20 protein-coding genes and 1 pseudogene are annotated in these 19,765 nt (G+C 71.4%); 13 read left to right on the forward strand and 8 right to left on the reverse strand.

Annotated features, from left to right (window positions below):
• Positions 1-286: 286 nt before the first annotated feature.
• The 5 genes from CFP66_RS41240 to CFP66_RS41260 are packed head-to-tail and all read left to right on the forward strand — an operon-like array spanning position 287 to position 5,505.
• The gene (locus tag CFP66_RS41240; RefSeq protein ID WP_198962022.1) at positions 287-1,309 is read left to right on the forward strand and encodes a prolipoprotein diacylglyceryl transferase family protein; all 1,023 of its coding nucleotides are present in this window, start codon (positions 287-289) and stop codon (positions 1,307-1,309) included.
• 56 nt (positions 1,310-1,365) lie between these two features.
• Positions 1,366-1,698, forward strand: coding sequence for a metal-sensitive transcriptional regulator (locus CFP66_RS48310; RefSeq protein WP_158228426.1), 333 nt, complete (start codon positions 1,366-1,368; stop codon positions 1,696-1,698).
• Positions 1,691-4,207, forward strand: coding sequence for a cation-translocating P-type ATPase (locus CFP66_RS41250; RefSeq protein WP_094930812.1), 2,517 nt, complete (start codon positions 1,691-1,693; stop codon positions 4,205-4,207). The genes CFP66_RS48310 and CFP66_RS41250 overlap by 8 nt, the downstream gene beginning before the upstream one ends.
• Position 4,208: 1 nt before the next feature.
• Positions 4,209-4,889 carry a DivIVA domain-containing protein gene (locus CFP66_RS41255; protein ID WP_094930813.1) on the forward strand — a complete coding sequence of 227 codons (681 nt, stop codon included), beginning with the start codon at positions 4,209-4,211 and terminating at the stop codon, positions 4,887-4,889.
• Entirely contained in the window at positions 4,873-5,505 is a 633-nt protein-coding gene (locus CFP66_RS41260; RefSeq protein WP_094930814.1) for a class I SAM-dependent methyltransferase, read from the forward strand. Before CFP66_RS41255 ends, CFP66_RS41260 begins: the two co-directional genes overlap by 17 nt.
• Positions 5,506-5,551: 46 nt before the next feature.
• Here CFP66_RS41260 and CFP66_RS41265 read toward each other — a convergent pair whose 3' ends face one another.
• From CFP66_RS41265 to CFP66_RS41270, 3 genes are all read right to left on the reverse strand, one after another.
• Positions 5,552-5,677, reverse strand: coding sequence for an OsmC family protein (locus tag CFP66_RS41265; RefSeq protein WP_198962023.1), 126 nt, complete (start codon positions 5,675-5,677; stop codon positions 5,552-5,554).
• A gap of 104 nt (positions 5,678-5,781) precedes the next feature.
• The gene (locus CFP66_RS47600; RefSeq protein WP_143517564.1) at positions 5,782-6,156 is read right to left on the reverse strand and encodes a zf-HC2 domain-containing protein; all 375 of its coding nucleotides are present in this window, start codon (positions 6,154-6,156) and stop codon (positions 5,782-5,784) included.
• Positions 6,146-6,781, reverse strand: a complete 636-nt coding sequence (locus CFP66_RS41270; protein WP_198962024.1) for a prolipoprotein diacylglyceryl transferase — start codon at positions 6,779-6,781, stop codon at positions 6,146-6,148. The genes CFP66_RS47600 and CFP66_RS41270 overlap by 11 nt, the downstream gene beginning before the upstream one ends.
• A 291-nt stretch (positions 6,782-7,072) precedes the next feature.
• Here CFP66_RS41270 and CFP66_RS41275 point away from each other — a divergent pair, with 291 nt between their 5' ends.
• Both CFP66_RS41275 and CFP66_RS41280 read left to right on the forward strand, forming a co-directional pair.
• Positions 7,073-7,276, forward strand: coding sequence for a hypothetical protein (locus CFP66_RS41275; protein ID WP_094930816.1), 204 nt, complete (start codon positions 7,073-7,075; stop codon positions 7,274-7,276).
• Entirely contained in the window at positions 7,276-7,506 is a 231-nt protein-coding gene (locus CFP66_RS41280) for a hypothetical protein (RefSeq protein ID WP_143517565.1), read from the forward strand. The genes CFP66_RS41275 and CFP66_RS41280 overlap by 1 nt, the downstream gene beginning before the upstream one ends.
• Positions 7,507-7,568: 62 nt before the next feature.
• Here CFP66_RS41280 and CFP66_RS47605 read toward each other — a convergent pair whose 3' ends face one another.
• The 3 genes from CFP66_RS47605 to CFP66_RS41290 all read right to left on the reverse strand — a co-directional run bounded on the left by CFP66_RS47605 (position 7,569) and on the right by CFP66_RS41290 (position 9,310).
• Positions 7,569-7,850, reverse strand: a complete 282-nt coding sequence (locus tag CFP66_RS47605; protein WP_143517566.1) for a hypothetical protein — start codon at positions 7,848-7,850, stop codon at positions 7,569-7,571.
• A 144-nt stretch (positions 7,851-7,994) separates the two neighbouring features.
• Positions 7,995-8,945, reverse strand: a complete 951-nt coding sequence (locus tag CFP66_RS41285) for a M48 family metalloprotease (RefSeq protein ID WP_094930818.1) — start codon at positions 8,943-8,945, stop codon at positions 7,995-7,997.
• Complete coding sequence (locus CFP66_RS41290) at positions 8,942-9,310, reverse strand: BlaI/MecI/CopY family transcriptional regulator (RefSeq protein WP_233160138.1); 369 nt, start codon at positions 9,308-9,310, stop codon at positions 8,942-8,944. The genes CFP66_RS41285 and CFP66_RS41290 overlap by 4 nt, the downstream gene beginning before the upstream one ends.
• A gap of 220 nt (positions 9,311-9,530) precedes the next feature.
• On the opposite strand from CFP66_RS41290, the gene CFP66_RS41295 reads away from it, so the two are divergent.
• The 6 genes and pseudogenes from CFP66_RS41295 (at position 9,531) to CFP66_RS41320 (ending at position 15,436) form a co-directional block, all read left to right on the forward strand.
• Positions 9,531-10,448, forward strand: a complete 918-nt coding sequence (locus tag CFP66_RS41295; protein WP_094930878.1) for a cytochrome c biogenesis CcdA family protein — start codon at positions 9,531-9,533, stop codon at positions 10,446-10,448.
• On the forward strand, positions 10,429-11,136 hold the full coding sequence (locus CFP66_RS41300; protein WP_094930819.1) for a peroxiredoxin family protein: 708 nt from the start codon (positions 10,429-10,431) through the stop codon (positions 11,134-11,136). Before CFP66_RS41295 ends, CFP66_RS41300 begins: the two co-directional genes overlap by 20 nt.
• A complete protein-coding gene (locus CFP66_RS41305) occupies positions 11,133-11,399 on the forward strand; it encodes a glutaredoxin family protein (RefSeq protein ID WP_094930820.1) in 267 nt (88 codons plus the stop codon). Before CFP66_RS41300 ends, CFP66_RS41305 begins: the two co-directional genes overlap by 4 nt.
• Positions 11,400-11,960: 561 nt before the next feature.
• A pseudogene (locus CFP66_RS41310) lies at positions 11,961-13,362 on the forward strand (IS1380 family transposase).
• 675 nt (positions 13,363-14,037) lie between these two features.
• Positions 14,038-14,436: a hypothetical protein gene (locus CFP66_RS41315; RefSeq protein WP_094930821.1), complete on the forward strand. Its 399-nt coding sequence runs from the start codon at positions 14,038-14,040 to the stop codon at positions 14,434-14,436.
• A gap of 235 nt (positions 14,437-14,671) precedes the next feature.
• A complete protein-coding gene (locus CFP66_RS41320; RefSeq protein WP_094930822.1) occupies positions 14,672-15,436 on the forward strand; it encodes a hypothetical protein in 765 nt (254 codons plus the stop codon).
• A gap of 62 nt (positions 15,437-15,498) precedes the next feature.
• Here the strand turns inward: CFP66_RS41320 and CFP66_RS50185 are convergent, their stop codons facing one another.
• Together CFP66_RS50185 and CFP66_RS41330 are read right to left on the reverse strand one after the other, a co-directional pair.
• Positions 15,499-16,803: an alpha/beta hydrolase family protein gene (locus CFP66_RS50185; protein ID WP_094930823.1), complete on the reverse strand. Its 1,305-nt coding sequence runs from the start codon at positions 16,801-16,803 to the stop codon at positions 15,499-15,501.
• On the reverse strand, positions 16,800-19,487 hold the full coding sequence (locus CFP66_RS41330) for a bifunctional lysylphosphatidylglycerol flippase/synthetase MprF (protein ID WP_198962025.1): 2,688 nt from the start codon (positions 19,485-19,487) through the stop codon (positions 16,800-16,802). Before CFP66_RS41330 ends, CFP66_RS50185 begins: the two co-directional genes overlap by 4 nt.
• Positions 19,488-19,765: the final 278 nt, after the last annotated feature.

The raw sequence follows: 19,765 nt of genomic DNA on the forward strand, positions 1-19,765 counted from the left end.
CCGGAGCACCGCCGCTCCCGCGCGGCCCCCGGCCGCCGTCCGGCCCTCGGATCACGAGGCCGGCCACGCCGTGCGGGCGGAACTCGACCGGCAGAAGGTGACGCGAACAACCGGCGGCGCTTCCGGCCCGACTGCCCGCGACGCCGCAGGCATGCCCTCCTCAGCTACGACCCCACCGCGGGTCCGCGCCGCGAAACGACCCGCTGTCGTCACCACCGCTGCGTCGCTGCACGCAACGTCCGTCAGCTGCAGTGCCATCGAGGGCGCCGCGCCGCAGGCGCTTGGGTTGACCTACACCTTCGAGGCCGCCGAAGACGGAGAGGCGTACCCGCTGACAATCCGGTTCGACGGGCGCCGCACCGGGGTCAGGGGCAAACCGGGTCCGCAGGACGCCTTCACTGCCGTCGAGACCATCGAACGGATCGAGCCGGGCGGCGGACACGTCACGCTCACGAAGCGCATCGACGGCATCTCGCCGGGAGACTGGGAGGTGACCGCCACCCCGGTTCCCGACGCTGCGATCCGGATGGGCACGGCGTCACGCCCGATCCCGTCCCGAGCATCCACCTCCGGCGCCACCGGATTCGCGCCCCTCGTCCGGGTCCGCGCGCCCGGGGTCCGCATCGGGGCATGGCCTGGCCTGGTGGGATCGGGGGCCGCGGTCGCGCTGGCCGTGCAGGCCCTGCTCGCAGCCCGCATCCCGATGCCGGTCACCCCGGTCCTGCTGCTGTCGCTGCTCGCGTGCCTGATCGGGCTCGTCGGCGCCAAGGTGTACTACTTGGTGGAGCATCCGCGGCAGCGGCGGCGGGGCCTGATGAGGATGGCCTCGGGAATGTGCATCCAAGGCTTCATCCTCGCCGCCATCGCCGCCCTCGTCATCGGCGCCCTGCTCGCGGGGCTACCGGTCGGCCCGCTGCTGGACGTCACGGCACCGGGGCTGCTGTTCGGGATGGCGATCGGGCGTGTCGGTTGCTTCTTCGGGGGCTGCTGCGCCGGACGTCCGACGGGTAGGCGGTGGGGCCTGTGGTCCTCCGACCGCCGGCTGGGCGCGCGGCGGGTTCCCACGCAGTTGTTCGAGTCCACGCTGGCACTGCTCGTCGGCCTGGCAGCGCTGACGATCGTCTCGACGGGGTCGCCGCAGCCCGCCGGGGTCGTGTTCGTCGCCGCGCTCGCCGCCTACATCCTCGGCCGTCAGCTGCTGTTCCCGCTGCGCGATCTCCCCCGCCACACGAGCCACGGCCGAGTCCTGACGGCCGCAACCGCCGGGCTGGTGCTGATCGCCGCGCTCGCCGTCACATCACTCGGCTGACCGGTTCGAAGCGGCCGCCGACCCCACCCCACCCGGGGTGGGGTATAGTGACGGTTGTGGATGAGCAGCAGCGCGCCGTGGTCAATCGGCTGAAGACCGCCCGCGGCCACATCAGCGGCATCGTCGCGATCGTTGAAGAGGACGCGTACTGCCCGGATGTGATGAAGCAACTCGCGGCGGTACAGGGGCTGCTGGAGGGAGCGAGTCGGCTGATGCTGCGCCGACACCTGGAGACGTGTGTCGCGAAGGCGATGCAGGAGGGGCGGACCGCCGAGATCGTCGACGAGCTGATGGAGACGTTGAAGTTCGACAAGCAGGTGTTCCGGCCGGCGCCGTCCGCCGGTCCGGACGCCGTCGAGCCCGAGTATGGAGGGGCCCGTCATGACTGACACCGCCGTTGTTGAGAAGAGCGCGTCCGGAATGCCGGACGGCGCCGCGCTGGACTTCGCCGTGCGGGGGATGACCTGCGGGTCGTGCGCCAACCGGGTGCAGCGCACCCTGAACAAGCAGCCCGGCGTGGCGCACGCGGAGGTCAACTTCGCCACCGGGACCGCACACGTCGTCCTGGCCGAGGAGCCGGCCGACCCCACGGCGCTGCAGGCTGCGGTGACCAAGGCCGGTTACACGCTCGAGCAGTCCGCGACCGGGCCCGGTGCTGGCGCGGACACGGGCGACCTCGTCGAGGACGAGGAGGCGGCTGCCCAGCGGTCGTGGCTGTGGCGGCTGTTGCTGGCGTGGCCGCTGGGGCTGGCCACGATGACCATCGCGTTCTGGCCGGGTGTGGCGGAGCAGCCCTGGGCGCCGTGGGCGCAGCTGGCGCTGGCCACCCCGGTGCAGTTCGTGGCGGGCTGGCCGTTCCTGCGCGGCGCGGTTCAGCGGGTGCGGCGGCTGTCGGCGAACATGGACACGCTGATCGCGATCGGCACCCTGGCCGCGTTCACGTTTTCGCTGGTGGAGTTGCTGCGCGGACGTCACGAGCTGTACTTCGAGACCGCCGCGCTGTTGATCGCGTTCCTCGCGCTGGGTCGCTACTTCGAGATCCGGGCCAAGCGCCGCGCCGGCAAGGCGATCCGGGCGCTGCTGGAGCTGGGCGCCAAGGAGGCCCGGGTTCTCCGCGACGGGGCCGAGGTGCTGGTCCCGGTCGAGCAGGTGCAGGTCGGGGACCTGCTGCGGATCCGGCCGGGGGAGAAGGTCCCGACCGACGGCGAGGTCGTCGACGGCGCGTCCGCGGTGGACGAGTCGATGCTCACCGGCGAATCGGTGCCGGTGGAGAAGGCGGAGGGCTCCTCGGTGGCAGGGGCCACGGTGAACACCAGCGGCGTGCTCACTGTGCGGGCAACCGCCGTCGGCGCGGACACCGCACTCGCGCAGATCGTGTCCCTGGTCTCGGCCGCACAGGCCGGAAAGGGCCGCGCGCAGCGCCTCGCGGACCGGATCTCGAGCATCTTCGTACCGACCGTCATCGTGATCGCCCTGGCCACCTTCGTCACGTGGTGGCTGCTCGCCGGCGACCCCGAGGCCGGTCTCATCGCCGCGGTCGCGGTACTGATCATCGCCTGCCCGTGCGCTCTCGGGCTGGCCACCCCGGTGGCCATCATGGTCGGCACCGGGCGCGGCGCGAGCCTCGGCATCCTGATCAAGGGCGTTGAGGTGCTGGAACGCACCCGGAAGATCACCACAGTGGTGTTCGACAAGACCGGCACCCTGACCCGGGGCGACATGGCCCTGACCGACACCCGGCCCGGCAACGGGACCGATCCGGCCGAGCTGCTGCGCCGCGCCGGGGCGGTCGAGGCCGACAGCGAACACCCGATCGGGCAGGCCATCGCGGCCGCGGCCCGGGACGCGCACGGCGCGCTGCCGGGGGTCACCGGATTCGACTCGGTGGCCGGGCACGGCGTGCGCGCCGAGGTGGACGGAACCCTGGTGTGGGTGGGGCGGCGCAAGATGCTCGCAGAGGCCGGGCTCGCCCTGCCCGCCGAGCTGGCCGAGGCCGCGCAGCGGCTGGAGGAGCAGGGCAGGACCGCGGTGTTCGCCGGCTGGGACGGCCAGGTCCGCGGCGTGCTGGCGGTCGCGGACACCCTCAAGGAGGGTGCCGCCGACACCGTGGCCGAGCTGCACCGGATGAGCCTGAAGGTCGCCATGATCACCGGTGACAACGCGCGCACCGCGGCGGCGATTGCGGGGCGGGTCGGGATCGACACCGTGCTGGCCGAGGTGCTGCCCGCGGACAAGCAGAACGAGGTGACCCGGCTGCAGGCCGCCGGAGAGGTCGTCGCCATGGTCGGCGACGGGGTGAACGACGCCCCCGCCCTGGTCGCGGCCGACCTGGGGATCGCCATCGGCACCGGCACCGACGTCGCCATCGAGTCCTCGGACCTGACCTTGATGCGCGGCGACCTGTCCGGCGTGCCCACCGCGATCCGGCTGTCCCGGCGCACCTACCGCACCATCTGGCAGAACCTGGGTTGGGCGTTCGGCTACAACGTGTCGCTGATCCCGCTGGCCGCGCTCGGGCTGCTCAATCCGATCATCGCCGGTGCGGCGATGGGGTTGTCGTCGGTCAGCGTGGTGGCCAACTCGCTGCGGCTGCTGCGATTCCGGGACCGGAGCCCGGCCCGTGCGCGGAGGCAGGCTCCGAAGCGCCCATCGTCCGAGGGGCCCAACGAGCGCGACCGGTCCGACTTGGTGCGGGTGCACCTCCGCGGCGGAGGTTGGGTCGAGGGCTACCGGCGGACCTCGGCGGTTACCGACGGACGCGTCCTGCTGCTCGACCCGGTCGCCGCCGCCGACTTCACCGGCACCGCCCGCGTGCCCCGCCCGCCTGACGCGTTCATCCCCGCCTGCGACACCGAGCGCGTCGACGCGCTCGCCGCGCCGACCAAGGGTGGAGCCTGAGATGCCCGTACTCCCCGAGGAGATCACGGCACGTTCGTTGCGCCGGCGCTGGCGCGGCTACGACCGCGGGCAGGTCGACGAGTTGCTGGACCGGATCGGCGTGGACTACGGCGGCGCCATCGAGCGCCTCGCTGTTGTAGCCGACGAGTGTGCCCAGGCCCGGGCGGAGCGAGAGGAGGCGGAACGGCGGCACGACGCGTTGAACGAAGCGGCCCGGCAGGCCGCCGAGCAGATCCGCGCCGACGCCGTCGCCGACGCCGCAGGGATCCGGCAGCGGGCTGAACGGGCGGCGGAGCAGATCATCGCCCAGGTTGAGGAGGCGGCCGCCACGTGCACACGCCAGGCGCAGGGCTTGCGGGCGGCCGCGCAGGCCGACGCGGACGCCGCCCGGCAGCGGCTGGAGGACGCCGACCGCCGCGCTCGCGAGCTCGAGGACGCCGCCCGCGACCGCTGGGACGCCGTGCGGGCGGAGACCGAGGCGCGCTTCGAGCGGCTGCAGGCGACCGAGCGGCGCGTCGCCGACCGGGTCCGGCAGGTCGAGTCGGCGCTGAACGGGCTCCGGTCCCAGGTGGCGTTGCTCGACCAGGTCCACCAGGCCGAGCAGGTCCTCGCGGCGGTGCGCGCCGACACCCATGTTACCGGGTGGGGCAGCGAGGAGCCGACCAATGGGCATCAGCGCTGAGCAGCGCCGCCGCTGGCGGCGCTACTGGGATCGGCAGACCCACGGCTACGACCGGCAGATGCGGCTGATGGACCGGGTGCTGTTCAAGGACACCCGCCGCTGGGTGTGCCGCAGGGCATCCGGCCGGGTGCTGGAGGTCGCCGTCGGCAGCGGCCTGAACCTCGAGCACTACCCGGTCCAGGTGACGTTCACCGGGATCGATCTCAGTCCGGCGATGCTCGAGCTCGCCCGCCGGCGCGCCGCCGAGCTCGGCTGGGGCGTGAACCTGCGGGTCGGCGACGCCGAGGCTCTGGAGTTCGACGACGCCAGCTTCGACACCGTGGTGTGCACGTTCTCGCTGTGCGCGATCCCGGACCACCGTTGGGCGGTCGCCGAGATGGTGCGGGTGCTGCGCCCGGGCGGGCAGCTGCTGCTGGCCGACCACGTCGCCAGCACCCACGCCGTCGTCCGGGCCGGGCAGCGGCTCGCCGAGCTGGTCAGTATCCCCTTGGGCGGGGAGCACTTCCGCCGTCGCCCGATCGAGATGGTCACCGCCACTGGGCTGCGCATCGAGGACCACGATCGATTCGGGCTCGGCATCGTCGAACGCCTCACCGCCCGCAAGCCGACGAGCTAACACGACGGCCTGCCGGGAACCCTGGCGGGCCGCGCCGCTGCCCGGGTCAGGTCGTCGAGACGCCTGGTATCGGCTTGTGGATCAGGTCCAGCACCGGACAGTGCTCGTCGACGGCGGCATGCAGGCGCTGGTAGGTCTCGGCAGGTTTCGGACCGGTGAGCCGGATGTGCACCCGGATCTCGCCGAGGCCAGGACGGGCCGAGTCGTGGAACCCGAAGAAGTCACAATCCTACAGACGCCCTCGACACCGATGTACACGTCGTCTAGACAAACAGGTCACCGCGGCAGCTCAGGGCAATCGACGGGGGCGCCTGGCCCGGGGCGCGCGCCGGACGAGGGTGAAACGTCAGGGGCGGCGATGAGGCGCAGGTGAGCTGGAGGTTGTGCCGCGTTCGTCTCCGGGTAGCGGATTTGGTGTTGTCGGCGTTCCGGCCCGTCGCCGCGGTCGCTTCCCCAGCGGCTACCGGGCGAGGGGCGCGATGCTGTGCGGATGGCGGACAAGAGCCGGATCACCGGCTCCAGGTTCTCGATCTCGGCCCGGCATTGTGGGCAGCCGGCGACGTGGAGGGTGAAGCTGGCTGCCTCGGCAGCTTCCACCCCGTCGAGCAGGTACGCCCCGATGTCGATACGGTGCCGGCAGTTACGGCTCATGAACCACCTCGGTTGCAGGTGCCGCCTCCGGCGGTGCAATGGCGCGCGACCGACGCTGCCGGGCGAGGGTCGCGATGCCGATGATCACGATCAGGGCCGACCACAGTTGCGGCTGGGTCAGGCCGAGCAGGGCCGGCTCGTTGATCCGCAGGAACTCCACGAGGAACCGGGCCGCGCCGGACAGGATCAGGTACAGCCCGAACAAGGCCGGCGCGGCGACGCGCGGGCCGACCCAGGCCAGCAGTCCGGCGATGGCGAACGCGGCCAGCGCCTCGTACACGGGGGTCGGGTGCACCGGCACCATGGTCGCCACTGATCCGTGCGGGAAGGCCGTGGCCCAGAGCAGATCGGTCGGGCAGCCGTAGGTCCCGTCGCCGGCGAGCAGGCAGCCAAGCCGTCCGATCCCGTAGGCCAGCGACAACGGAACCGCGATCAGCCCGCTGACCAGGCTCAACGGCAGCTGGTTGCGTTGGATGACCACGAGCACGGCCGCTGTTCCGGCGATCAGCCCCCCGTACCAGGTGAATCCCATCGGATCGAAGTCGTGCCAGGTCAGGGTCGGGGCGTGCTCGGCCAGGTAGTAGAGCTTGGGCCCGAGGAACCGCCATAACGTGCCGTGCAGCACCGCCGACCAGGTGGGCGACCTCGCCGGGCAGTCCGTGGCGGCGGAAGGCGCGCGCCGGGACCAATCCCGCAACGATCGCGGCAAGAGCGTTGCTCACGCCGTATGCCTGGATCGGGAACCCGAACACGGTGAACAGGACCGGATACACGGACCAACTCCTCGATGGAGGGCCTGCACGGCGGGCGGCCACGCCGTGGCGTGACACCCATCGTCGAAGCGACTACTGTCTCTGTACGTAGATAGTAGATGATGGGAACGGCCCAGTCGAAAGCTGCACACGAGGAGAGACGTATGGAATCGCTGCTCTACGGAGTGGCCATCCTCGCCTGCCCGGTCGGGATGGGGCTGATGATGTGGATGATGATGCGCGGCAACCGCAACGGCGGGGGCAGCAGCGGGAAGGGCGGCGGGTCTGAGCAGGTTGCGCAGCTGCGCGCCGAGATCGAGCAGCTGAAGGTCGACCGCGCAACACAGCGCACACCCAAGGGGCTGTGATGTCGACCTGGATCGCCCTCGCGGTCGCTGTCGCTGCCATCACCGCGACCTACTTCTTCTGCGTGCGGCCCGGGCTTCGCGGCGAGTGCGGGATGAGCAAGAGCTCGAGCAGCGACCCCGAGACCGAGCGGCAGCTCGCCGAGCTGCGGGAAGAACTTCGCGTGCTGCGTGCCCAGGACTCTCTCGACAGCGGGCGCGTCCCGCGACGCCATCCCTCCGCCGACGCCTGACTCGCCGTCCTCAGCGACGGCTGCGCAGGCCCGGATGGCCGGCCCCTCACGGCCATCCGGGCCTAGGTATGGCATGTGTCGACGCCGCGTTCCTCGGGGCAGGAGATGACGATCGGTGGGAAGCCAGGCACGAGGCCAACGACGGAGCCGCAGATAGCCGGGGTGCGGCACGACGGCTGGGCGCCGGGTGCGTGCGATGAGGGATTGTGCAGCTGACCGCGGCGAAGGCTGCGTTCGGGGCGCTGCAGCGCTGCGTCAGGGTCGGTGACGGGCGGGAAGTGGACGTCGAGCTCGGTCAGCAGGTTCAGCGGCGCGGCCGGTCCTGCACGTTTGATCCCGGCCACCGGAGTCGCGTCTCGTTCGGCTGCCCAACATCGGGCATCTCCTCACGGCTCGGCCGCACAGTACGCCCACATGTTGAGCAGCGCGCTGCGCGCGGACAGCGCGGTCGTAAGGTCAACCTGGCCCAGGCACTCGTTCCCCACCGGTCACGGCGAGATCAGTGCTTCGCACAGCCAGGACAGAGCGAGCACGAGAACCGGCGCGGTCAGCAGCGCGGTCACAGCGAGGCGGAGGCGAAGCCGGTCGGCGCGCTGATGCTCGGCTGTCGGGGGGAACAACAGTCGCTCGGCCCGGTCGGCGACGGCGGTCGCGGCGGCGGCGAGGGCACCATCGGGCCGGGCGGGTCCGGCGGCGAGCGCGAGCAGCGCTCCGACCAGGGTTCGACTGCCATGTGCACTGGCCGCGGCGTCGTCGGCGGACATCTCGACAAGCCGGCTCAGCTCCCTGCTGCCTTCGGTGAACAGCCGGATCCACGGCATGGTTGTCGCGAGCGCCCGCGCGGCGGCGAGCAGCAGGTGGTGACGGCCGGCGAGATGCGCCCGCTCGTGGGCGAGCACGGCCTGCAGCTGCGCGCTGTCGAGCGCCGCCAAGGTCGGCCGGCTCAGCACGATGGTGTGCGGGCGTCCGGCCACGGCGTAGGCGAGCCGGTCCGGTACGTCGACCACGAGTGCACCCAGTGTCTCGTCCATCTGTCCGAGCAGTCGCGCCGCGTCGGCGTGCCGGTGTGTGTGTCGACGCGCCCGGCGCAGGATCCGGCCGAGGCGCACCACCAGCACGGCCAGGCCGATCGCGACGAGCACCGTGAGCGCGAGCAGGCCCACCTGGGCCGGCGCACCGTACGCGCCGGTGGCCGCGCCGCGCAGGGCTGCCACGCAGCCGGCCAGGACCTCCGCGAGGTCGCCGCCGGCCAGAATCAGCTCGGCACCGGCGAGCGTGATGGCGCCCAGCCATGCCGCGGGCAGACTGCCGATGGCGAGCACCCAGACTGCGATGGCCATCCGGGGGTCCGCCCCGCTACGCGTGGCGCCCCGCAGCGCGTCCGGGGTGAGGACGGCGACGACCAGGCTGTACGCCAGCAGACAGACGGCCAGGCTCATGCCGAGGTCTCCTCTGCGTTGCGGCCCAGCAGCTCCTGAAGTCGCCGCGACTCCTCGGTGCTCATCTGCTCCACGAAGTGGCTCAGGATGGCCTCGGAGTCCCCGCCGCTGGTCAGCGCCTCGCGCATGACTGCGGCGCTGTACTCGGCGCGGGTCGCCGTCGGCCGATAGCGGTGCGCCTTGCCTTCGAGCTCCCGAGTGAGGCGGCCCTTGCGGTGCAGGTTGTGGATCGTGCTCAACACGGTCGTGTAGGCGATCTGCCGGCTCTGCCGCATCTGCTCGTACACCTCGCGCACGGTGGCGCCGCCGTCGGCCGCCCACAGATGCTGCATGACCGCGCCCTCGAGCTCACCGAACCCGCGCACCCTAACCTCCCATGTCCATCGACACCAGCTTAACCAACCTGCGGACCGAGCCGACACCCGTACCTACTATCTCCGTACATAGTTAGTAGGATGGAGTGCGTTGGCTGCCGATCGAAGGGAACGTGGATGCGCTGCTACTCGGCCTGGCCGCCCTGGCCTGGGGTGGACGACATTCCGTTGATCTCAGTCCCGTTCGCCGTGCCACAACCGGGTGGCGACCATGGTTGAGCTGTTGTTGGGTACGACGCTGTTGGCGTCGTTCCTGGGTGGTGTGGTGGCGCTGCTCGCGCCGTGCTGCGTGTCGGTGATGCTGCCGGCCTACCTCGCGACCGGCTTCCGCCACCACGGCGGCGTCGTGCCGGCGACGCTGGTGTTCGGCGCCGGGGTCGCGACGGTGATCCTGCCGATCGGGCTCGGCGCCACCGCGTTGAGCCGACTGCTGATCGAGCAGCACACCGTGGTGTTCCTGGTCGGCGGCGCGCTGATGCTCGTCGGCGGCCTGGCGATGCTGGCGGGTTGGAAGCCGAACCTGCCGATGCCGAGTGCCCGTTCGACTCGTCCGGACAGCTTCCGTTCTGCCTACTTCCTCGGGATGTTCTCCGGGGTGGCCAGCGCATGTTGCGCGCCGGTACTGGCAGGGGTGGCGATGCTGGCCGGGGCGGCGGCGTCGTTCCCCGTCGCGCTGGGCATCGGGCTCGCCTACGTGGCCGGGATGGTGGCACCGCTGGCGCTGGTCGCGCTGCTGTGGGACCGCCACCAGGACCGGCTCACGCCCCTGCTGGCCGGCCGCCAGGTCAGCATGCGGATCGGCCGGTGGCGGCACCGGCTCCCGCTCGGCAACGCGCTCGCCGGCGGGCTGATGATCGTCATGGGTGCGCTGGCTGGCGTCCTGGCCTTCGCCGGCACCGCGATGGCCACCGAAGGCTGGCAGCTGCGTATGAGCGCCTGGCTGCAGCACGCGAGCAGCGTCGCTGTGGAGTCGTTGTCCTGGCTCCCGGGGTGGCTCATCGCCGCGGCGCTGATCTTCGGCGTCGTCGTCCTGCTCCGGCGGGCGCGCCGCAGCCGTACCGCACCTGCGGCCACACCGCCTGCCCCCACTCGCGTAGAGGAGATCGAGCATGACCAAGACGTCCCGTAGGCCGCGGAGGGAGCGCGTTCCGGCCGGGAAGCGTTCCGGCGGCAACCTCGGCATGCGTTCTGGTGGGCGGGGCTGGGTCATCGCCTGGGTGCTGCTCGTCGTGGTCGCGGTGGGCGGGCTGTACCTGCTCTACACCTCGTCCGGGCCGTCCGGATCGGGCAGTTCGACCACCACCAGCGACGCGAGCGGCTACTCGCACGTCGCCGGCGAACCCGGTGCGGGCGAGATGGCCCCCGACTTCACGTTGCCGGCGAGCACCGGGGGCGAGGTGAGCCTGTCTGACTACCGCGGGCGCAGCGTGCTGCTGTACTTCCAGGAGGGGCTGATGTGCCAGCCGTGCTGGGACCAGATCCGCGACCTGGAGCAGAACGAGGCCGCTCTCACCGCTGCTGGCATCGACGAGATCGTCTCGATCACCACCGACCCGGTCGACCTGGTCGCCCGGAAGATGGCCGACGAGGGCCTGGCTACGCCGGTGCTGTCCGACCCGTCGCTGCAGGTGAGCCGGGCCTACACGACCAACGAGTACGGGATGATGGGCACCTCCCGCAATGGCCACAGCTTCATCCTCGTCGGCCCCGACGGCCAGATCGCCTGGCGCGCCGACTACGGCGGCGCGCCTGACTACGTCATGTACCTGCCTACGGAGAGCATGCTCGCCGACTTGGAACGGGAGCAGGCCCGGTGAGCCGTCCTGTCGAGATCACCTTGCTGACCCAGCCCGACTGCGCGTTCTGCGACGTGGCCAAGCAGATCCTGGTCCGCGTCGGTGACGAGTACCCGCTGCACGTCCGCGAGATCGATCTGGCGACCGCGGAGGGACAGCACCTGGCCACCTCGGCCGGGGTGCTGTTCGCGCCGGGCGTATTGCTCGACGGCGAGGCGTTCAGCTACGGGCGCCTGTCCGAGCGCAAGCTCCGCCGAGCCCTGCAGCGATGGCTTTCCGGCTAGTACTCCAGCGGTAGATCGTGATCATGTCTCGGGTCGGCGTCGGTAATGGCTGGTTCGGGCGCGGTGTTGGTATCGGCGTCGCCGGTGACTCCAGTGCAGAACGCTGGTCAGGACAGCTGCGGAACCCCGGTCGAGGTGAACAGCGCGATTCTGTCCCGCGATACGTTCGTGGGCACCGGTCGCCCCGGGCTCAGCGCGGTCCCGGCATCGTGTTCCTGCGGGCCGCGGTGTTCGGGCTCTTGCTCGTCGTGCTCGCCCGTCTCCGCTTGGAAGCCGCCGCAGCGTAGGCGGGCTGGCCGCGGGCAACGTGGTCGAGCCCCATCGCCGAGCCGGCCGCGTTCGAGGAAGCAGCGCTCGGACGACGGCATCTTCCGACGGCAACGTCGTCAGTGTCGGCCTCGCCGAGCGTCGCCGCCGCCCTCACGGCTCGCCCGCCTGAACCTGGATCCACCGCGGAAATGTGCTGGTGAGGGTGGGGCGTGACACACGAATGCCCCTCTGAGCTGGGAAGATGTGGCTTGCGAAGGTCACATCGATTCCGACCAGAAGGGCATCCGTTGGATGCGACTATCCCACGCCCGGGCCGCGATCAGCGTGCGGTTCGATGATCGCAATCTCGTGTCGTGTGCCGGGCTGGTCCCGGTGATGGCGTTGGCCGCTCGGTGCGGGTTCGACAGCTTGCTGGTCCAGACGCTCACGCTTGCCGGGAAGGGCACCGCGAACACGGCCGCGAAGATCACCGCCCTGATCGGTGGGATGGTCGCGGGTGCGGACTCGATCGCCGACATGGCCCTGCTGCGCCACGGCGGGATGGGGCGGGTGTTCGACCAGGTTCGCGCCCCGTCGACGCTGGGCACGTTCCTGCGCCGGTTCACCTTCGGCCACGTCCGCCGCCTCGACGCCAGTCGCCGCCCGGCTGCTCGCCCGTCTCGCGCGGGTGACCCCGCTGCTACCCGGCGCCGACCAGATCGTGTTCTGCGACATCGACGACACCGTGCGCCAGATCTACGGCTACGCCAAGCAGGGCGCCGGTCGCGGCTACACCGGGGTCAAGGGCCTCAACGCGCTGCTCGCGGTGCTCTCCACACCGCTGGCCGCACCGGTGACCGCCGCGACCCGGCTCCGCAAGGGATCCACGAACTCCGCCCGCGGCGCGGCCAAGCTGCTCTCCGACGCCTTGGTCACCGCCCGCCGCGTCGGCGCGAGCGGCACCGTACTCGTGCGGGCGGACTCGGCCTACTACGGCTACGACATCATCAACACCTGCCGCCGGGCCGGGGCCCGGTTCTCGGTCACCGCGCGCCTGACCAAGACCGTGACCCGGGCCATCAGCAGCATCGACGAGGCCGGATGGACCGCGATCCGCTACCCGAACGCCATCTCCGACGACGACGAACAACGCTGGATCTCCGACGCCGAGATCGCCGAGGTCGAGTTCACCGCCTTCACCGGCCGCCGCGCCGAGCACGTCACCGCCCGGCTCATCGTGCGCCGGGTCCGGCGCCTCAACCCCAAGACGGTCCCCGCCGGACAGTCGGAGATGTTCGCGGTCTACCGCTACCACGCGGTGTTCACCGACAACGCCGAGCCGATGCCCGCCGCGGAGGCCACCCGCCGCGACCACGCCATCGTCGAGCACGCCATCGTCGAGCAGGTCATCGCCGAGCTCAAGAACGGCCCACTGGCGCACCTGCCCTCGGGCTCGTTCACCGCGAACAGCGCCTGGCTGGTCTGCGCGGCGATCTCCCACAACCTGACCCGCGCCGCCGGCGCCCTGGCCGGCGGCAGACACCCCCGACAACGCGTCGCGACCCTGCGCACCCGGCTGATCCTCACCCCGGCCCGGGTCGCGCACTCCGCGCACCGCCAGGTCTTCCACCTGCTCCGGGACTGGCCCTGGGAACCGGGCCTGGACGAGCTGTTCCGCCGCGCCCTGCACGACCCACTACCCGCCGCTTCCTGACCACCCGCCCGCCGGGGCCCGATCGGAGAACCTGCAGTGGAAGCGCCGGACAGACCGGCAGCTCAACCACGCCCTGCCACCACCAAACCCAGCCGAAGATCAACTACCGGGTCCCACGAATCACGGCGGTGGATCCAGGCTGAACCGCCCCTGGACGTTTCTTTGCGCAAACATCGTCCGCCCTCCAGAATCGCGTATCGATACGGCAAGCGCCGCGCCATTCCTTCTCCCGCGCCTCGTTCGACCCTTGGGTCAAGGTTGTCCCGATTCAGCGGTCAGCGGGAGGCCATAGTCGATCTCCTGCTCGCCTCGACGCGATCGGTGAAGCCGCCGAACTTCGGTTGTTGACAACGCGAGGGTCAAGCAATGGTAAAGTTGGAGATTGAGCGCGCAGGGTGTCGACGTAAAAGGATGCGCATCCGTTTGGGTGGTCCAGCGTCACTGCTGGTGACGGTCGGGCTCGCTGTTCACGATCCAGGCTGGTGTGATGGCGTCCAAAAGAAGGCGTATCCAAACGCAGTGTGGCAGACTCACACGATAGTGGTGCGCGGGTTGCCCAGGTTTGCCGCATCTCGCTACGTTTCTTGCGGTCAGCGAGGGCTCCCCGGTCATTACACGCTGGCTCTGAATGAGTTCGACCCCGGGGTCGACTCGGACCGTCAACAGGAGATTACTGTGCTCAAGAAGGCTGGAATTGTCGTGGCTACCGCCGCGGCCGGTCTGCTCGCGGTCAGCCCGCTCGCCTTCGCCGGCGATCATGACGGGCGCGGGCATGACAAGACCAAGATCGAGGACGTCAATAGCATCGACGGCTCGAACAAGGGTCTGCTCAACGTTGCTGGCAACAATCTCTCCGTTCCGGTCAACGTCTGTGAGAACCAGGTGCCGGTGAACGTCCTAGGTGTCCAGGTGCCGCTCAACGGCACCACGGTACTGGCCGATCTGACCGGTGCGCTCGGCCTGGGTCTGCTGGGGGGCGCCGACACGGACGCGAAGTCTCACGGCGACAACACGATCAACGAACCCTGCACGGCGGCAGCCGAGTCCGGCGACAGCGCCAATATCGATAACTGATCTGCAGGGTCGATCACAGAACCGGCGCCGGACCCCTTCGGGTCCGGCGCCGGTTCTGTGATCCGGGAAAGTCGGCTCATGTCAACTCCCGGTAGTCCCCTGATCGCCAGGCGAGATCAGGTCGCCCGCGTCGAGTGCCTACGGAGGGAGGTGGCGGCTGCGTAAACGTTACCGGCCTGGGCGGTAGGTGGATTCAAGGAGTCGTCGCAACACCCTGTATGAACTGGGGTGATGGGTGTGGCGGGTCCTCCTCGGCTGCCGCGTCGGCAAGTACGGGCTGTTCACGGTCAAGCAGAACCAGCCCCGGCTGTTCGCCGCGCTCGACGCGCAGCCATGGGCGCAGACACCGGTCGCCGCCTGCGAGGTCGACCGTGCCCACGGCCGGGTCACCACCCGCACCGTTCAGGTCCTGCCCGCACCCGCCGACCTGCCGTTCCCGCACGTCAGCCAGCTCTGGCTGATCGAACGCTATGTCACCGACCTCGACGGCACGCCGCTGTCCGCGGTCGCCGCGCTCGGCGTCACGATCCTGCCCGCGCAACACGCCACCCCCCAATGCCTCGCCTCGCTGGTCCGCAGCCACTGGGGCATCGAGTCCCTGCACGGGCTGCGCGACACCGTCTACCGCGAAGACGACTCCACCCTGGCACCGACCATCACCGACGACTCTCCACGTTCACCACACCTATGGGTGGGGCTGCAACGCACTCCCGGTCAGAATCGCCAGCAGGGGCTATCATTGGCGACTGGCGATCTTTTTCGGGAGGTGGTCGAGATGGAGTCGACGGCGCGGAGGGTGACTCGAAGGGTCGCTCGGGTGGTGCTGATTGTCTCCGCGGTCGTGTTGATCAGCGCGGGAAGTTGTGGGCGGACCGACGGTGGCGGTAGCGGACCGCAGAACCCGCCGCCGGGGCAGCCCGCGCCGACCGACACCGATGATCGGGAGGATCCCGGGCGGGGCCCGGCCACCGACGACGGTTCCCGTGACCAGGACGGCTGACTGCGCGGCCGGCTGGCGGGTTTCGGGCGTCGGGCTCCCGCAGACCAGGCCCGGCAGGGAGCTCACAGGAGCCCGAGACGGCGAGCCAGGTCGGGCAGGGCCGTGTCCAGGGCGGTAGTGGCCACCGGCCAGGTGTGCCCGCCGGGGACCTCGAGGAGTTGCACGGCCATGCCGGCGTTGCGGGTGGCGGCCAGCACGGTCCGGGCTTGGGGTCCGTAGACGGGGTCGTCGCGGCCGACGGCGATGATCCCGGTGCTGGCAGGGAAGGTCGTGGCGGTCAGGATGTCGAGCGGATTGACCGCGCGGAACGCGGCCTGGTCGCCGCCGAACGCGGCGGCCACGGTCTGGGCGCGGGTGCCCAGGCTCGGTTCGGCTTGTCCGGAGATGTCGAGGTACGTGGGGTACACGCCGGGTTGGCGGACGGCGAGCTGCAGGGCGCAGGTGCCGCCGTAGGAGAACCCTGCGATGGCCCGGTGGCTCAGATCGGGGTCGACCTGCAGGGTGGTGGCGATCCAGTTCGGGACGTCGCGGGCCAGATAGGTTTCGGCGTTGTCGAGGCGGGAGTCCAGGCACAGCGGGTTACCGAGGGTGGATCCGGTGGCGTCGGGCATGACCACGATCGGGGCGAGACCGCGGTGTGCCGCGGCAAAGCGGTCCATCACCTGGGCCAGCTTCCCGGCGGTCAGCCAGTCCTGGGGAGAGCCGGGCTGCCCGGCGATCAGGACCAGCACCGGCAGCAGCGGGCGCCGTTGGCTGCTGAGGTAGGCCGGGGGGAGGTACACCGATCCGGGGCGGGCCGGGAACCCGGACACGGTGCCGGGGATGTCGACCTTGGCGGTCCGCCCGGCGGCGGGCAGGTCGGGCGGGGGCTGCCAGGCCTGCGCCAGGGACCCGGCGGGGGGCGGGCTCGGCACGGTGGCAGGGACGTCGGCGAGGGCGATCTCGTTGGCCGCGGGGATCCCGAGCACCGTCCGCACACTCGGGTAGTAGCCGTAGAAGGCGTTGATCTTCATGGCGGGCAGCGCGAGCAGCACCGCCAGCAGCGGCGCGGCGAGGGCGCGGCGGCGGGTCGACGCGGGTGGGCGCAGCCAGGTCGCGGCGGCGAGACCCAGCCCGAACAGGGCAACCCCGATCCAGCACAGCACCCGCAGTGGTAACGGGTCCGGAAACGGGCGCCACCAGCCGTTCGCGACCCACCCGACCGCGGCGGCCCCGAGCGCGGCGGCGGCGACGGCGATCGGGACGGCCCGCCGCCACCAGTCGCGGCCGCGACGGACGAGCAGCACCGTGGCCGCGGCCAGCCCGGCGATGGTGATCACCAGCGGGATCGGCCCGGCGAGCACCGAGGCGTCCAGCAACCGGTTCACCGGCCGCCGCCCGGGGCCGGCGACCGCGTCCTGGTCCTGGCGTTCTGACCGCCGGGTTCCCGGCCGTTGTCGTGAACCGAACCGGGGTTGAGATCGCGCGGCTGCTCGCGCTCGGGCGCGGGGGAGCTGATGGGGCCGCCTCGGCTGTGCTGGCGGGCATCGGCCCGGTCCGAACGGGCCCGGTGGGGTGGGAGGCTGCGGTGGAGCTGCCGCAGCCGGCGCAGCAGCGCGAGCGCGCGGACGGGGCCCAAATCGGGCAGGTAGGCGCGGCCGACCGCGGTGGCGATCGCGGGCAGCGCGGCCGGGTCCGGGTAGGCCAGGTACAGCGGCCGGTACTCGGGCTGGAACTTCGCCTTGAACGCCAGCAGCGAACCGAACCCGTACACCGGCTCCAGAACCCGCCCGAGCCGGTCGAGCACCCGCTGCAGCAGCTCCGATCGCTCCGATGGCTCGTCCCGACCGAGCCGGGCCAGCGGTGCGGCGGACAGGCTCAGGTACGCCGCGCCCTCCTCCTGCAACCGGAGTGCGGCGGAGGCGATGAGGAACTCCATGACCGGGCCGAAGCCGCGGTCGCGGCGGCGCATGAAATCCAGGGTCCATCCCACGACGGCGCCGTCGCCGCCGTACACCGGCAGCCAGCTGGTGATCCCGTGCACGGTGCGATCGGCGTCGACCGCGATCAAGCAGCGCACGGCGGGATCGGCCAGCTCGTCGAGCCCACCGAGGGTGAACCCCATCTCGGGCAGGCCCTTGTCGGCGACCCAGTCCTCGGAGATGGCCCGGATCTGGTCGGTGAGCACCAGCGGCGCCCGCGAGTAGGTGATCCATTCGGCGGTGATGCCGGCCTTGCCGGCCTTGTTCAGCGCGGTGCGCACGTCCTGCCACTTGCGGCCGGTGAATGCCAGCTCGGGCAGCGGCACCATGGTCTCCTCGGCCACCTGCACCGCGCTCCACCCCAGGTCCTGAGCATGCGCCCGCGTGTCGTCGCCGACGCTGTACAGGCACGGGGTCCAGCCGTGCTCGGCGCAGAACCGGGCGAAGCCCGCCACCGCGCGGCCGCGGGCGGCCGGGGCGCCGAACGGTTCCCCGGTGCTCAGCGCCACCGGTCCGATCACCCGGAACGCGATCGCGGCCCGGCCGCCGGGGTCGAGCCAGTAGCTGTTGCCCGGCCACATGCCCAGATACGACAGCGACGACCCGCCGTGGCGTTGCAGCAGCGTGCGGGCACGCTCAGCGTTGTCGGGCACCCGAGGGTCGGCGCGCAGCACCCGCACCGTGGCCGTGACCGCGACGGCCCAGAACAGCACCCCGGTCCACTCGTAGAGCACCGTCGCGGCCCAGCCGACCGGCAGGAACCCGATCTCGAGCTGCCCGAGGTAGCCCGGGGGTAGGAACCGGGTGGGCAGGTCGGCCAGCAGCTCCGGCCATCCCGGTGCCGGGGCGAACTCGCCACGGGCCAGGACGCCGCCCCCCAGGTACACCACCGACGCGGTGAGCAACGCCATCCCCACGGTGGCTGCCCAACGGTGGATCAGCCCAGTGGGCGCGGGGACCACGAACCGGCGCCGGGTCAGCGCCAACAGCGCCACGACCAGCAGCGGCTGCACCACCGCGGCCACCAACGCCACCGGGAAGGCGGCGCCGCCCCCGTCCCCGAACGCCACGAGTCGCTCGGCCGGGACCGCCGACGTGAACACCGCCAGCGTGCCGGCCACCGCCGCGAACAGCAGGTTCAGCCCTACCGCGCCCCACCAGGCGAACCGCCGGCCGCGGCGCAATCCCTCGGCCAGCACCAACAGCAACACCACCGGCAGCACCGTCAACACCGCCGGTCCCAGCCCGCCGAGGCGCAGCCGCGCTTGCAGATCCGCGCAGTCCTCGACGACCGCGGGCGTGGCGCACACCGCCTGCAACACGTCCGGCTCCGGCGGTGGTGTCAGCACCAGGAACCGCAGCGCCCACAATGGCCCGGTCGCGGTGCCCGACATCGCCGCCACGACCGGGCCCACCGCCGAGGCCGCCACCACCAACGCCACCAGCACCCGGGTCTCGCGCCCGGTCACCGCCAGCCTCGGGCCGCCCCGGCGGCGTCCCCGGCTCGTCCCGGCCAGGAACAGACCGATCACGGCGGGCAGGGCGAGCCCGGCCAGCCCGCCGCTCAGGCGCAGCACATCCTGCAGCGTCCCGGAGTACAGAACCCCCATCACCAGTGCCGCCAGCACCAGCACGCGCGCCCGGCGCCGCCACAACGCACCCCAACACCGACTGGCGGCCAACACCGCGCCGACGGCGGCGGGTATCGGTCCCACCGCCACGTCGGTGGCCAGTTGCTGCGACCACCCGTCACCCGCAGCCGCCCCGGCCCTGACCAACCCGGCCGCCACGACCGCGGCGACCAGGTGCGTCGACACCAGCAGCACGCTGGTACGCCGTGCGCCGATCCGCGCCTCAACCGGGGCCACCAGAACGAGCAACACCACGCTGCTCGCCAGGTAGCTGACCAGATTGGCGCACCACAGCCCACCGGTCAGCAGCGTCCACCATCGGCCTGCGCCGAGGCTCGACACACCGACCCCGACCACGGCCTGCAGCTGCGGCGACGGGCCGTGCAGCAGGCTGCCGGTGACCGCGCCACACAGCCACAGCACCACGATCAGGCCCAGCGTCATCGGAGCCTGGCGCATCACCGCCACCACCCGGGCGACGGTCGGTCGGACACGCGGCGCACCGGGTCCCGGGACATCAGGGCGTGGCGGGCCGGTCGCCGGGCAAGGCCTGCCCATCAGCTAGGGCCGATCGCGGTTGGGATCCCCGGCTGCCCAGCGGCCGCTACCACCGGGGGAGCGCATCGCCGCCGTGCCGTGTCGGCATCGAAGACGGTATGCACGAGCGCGATCTCCTCACAGCAGGCCATGCGACCACCCGCCCGCCAGCTGAGCGGCGCCGAGTGCATCCCGCGGAG

Origin of the sequence: Pseudonocardia sp. MH-G8 (assembly GCF_002262885.1) — a bacterium.
Taxonomy (GTDB): Bacteria; Actinomycetota; Actinomycetes; order Mycobacteriales; family Pseudonocardiaceae; genus Pseudonocardia.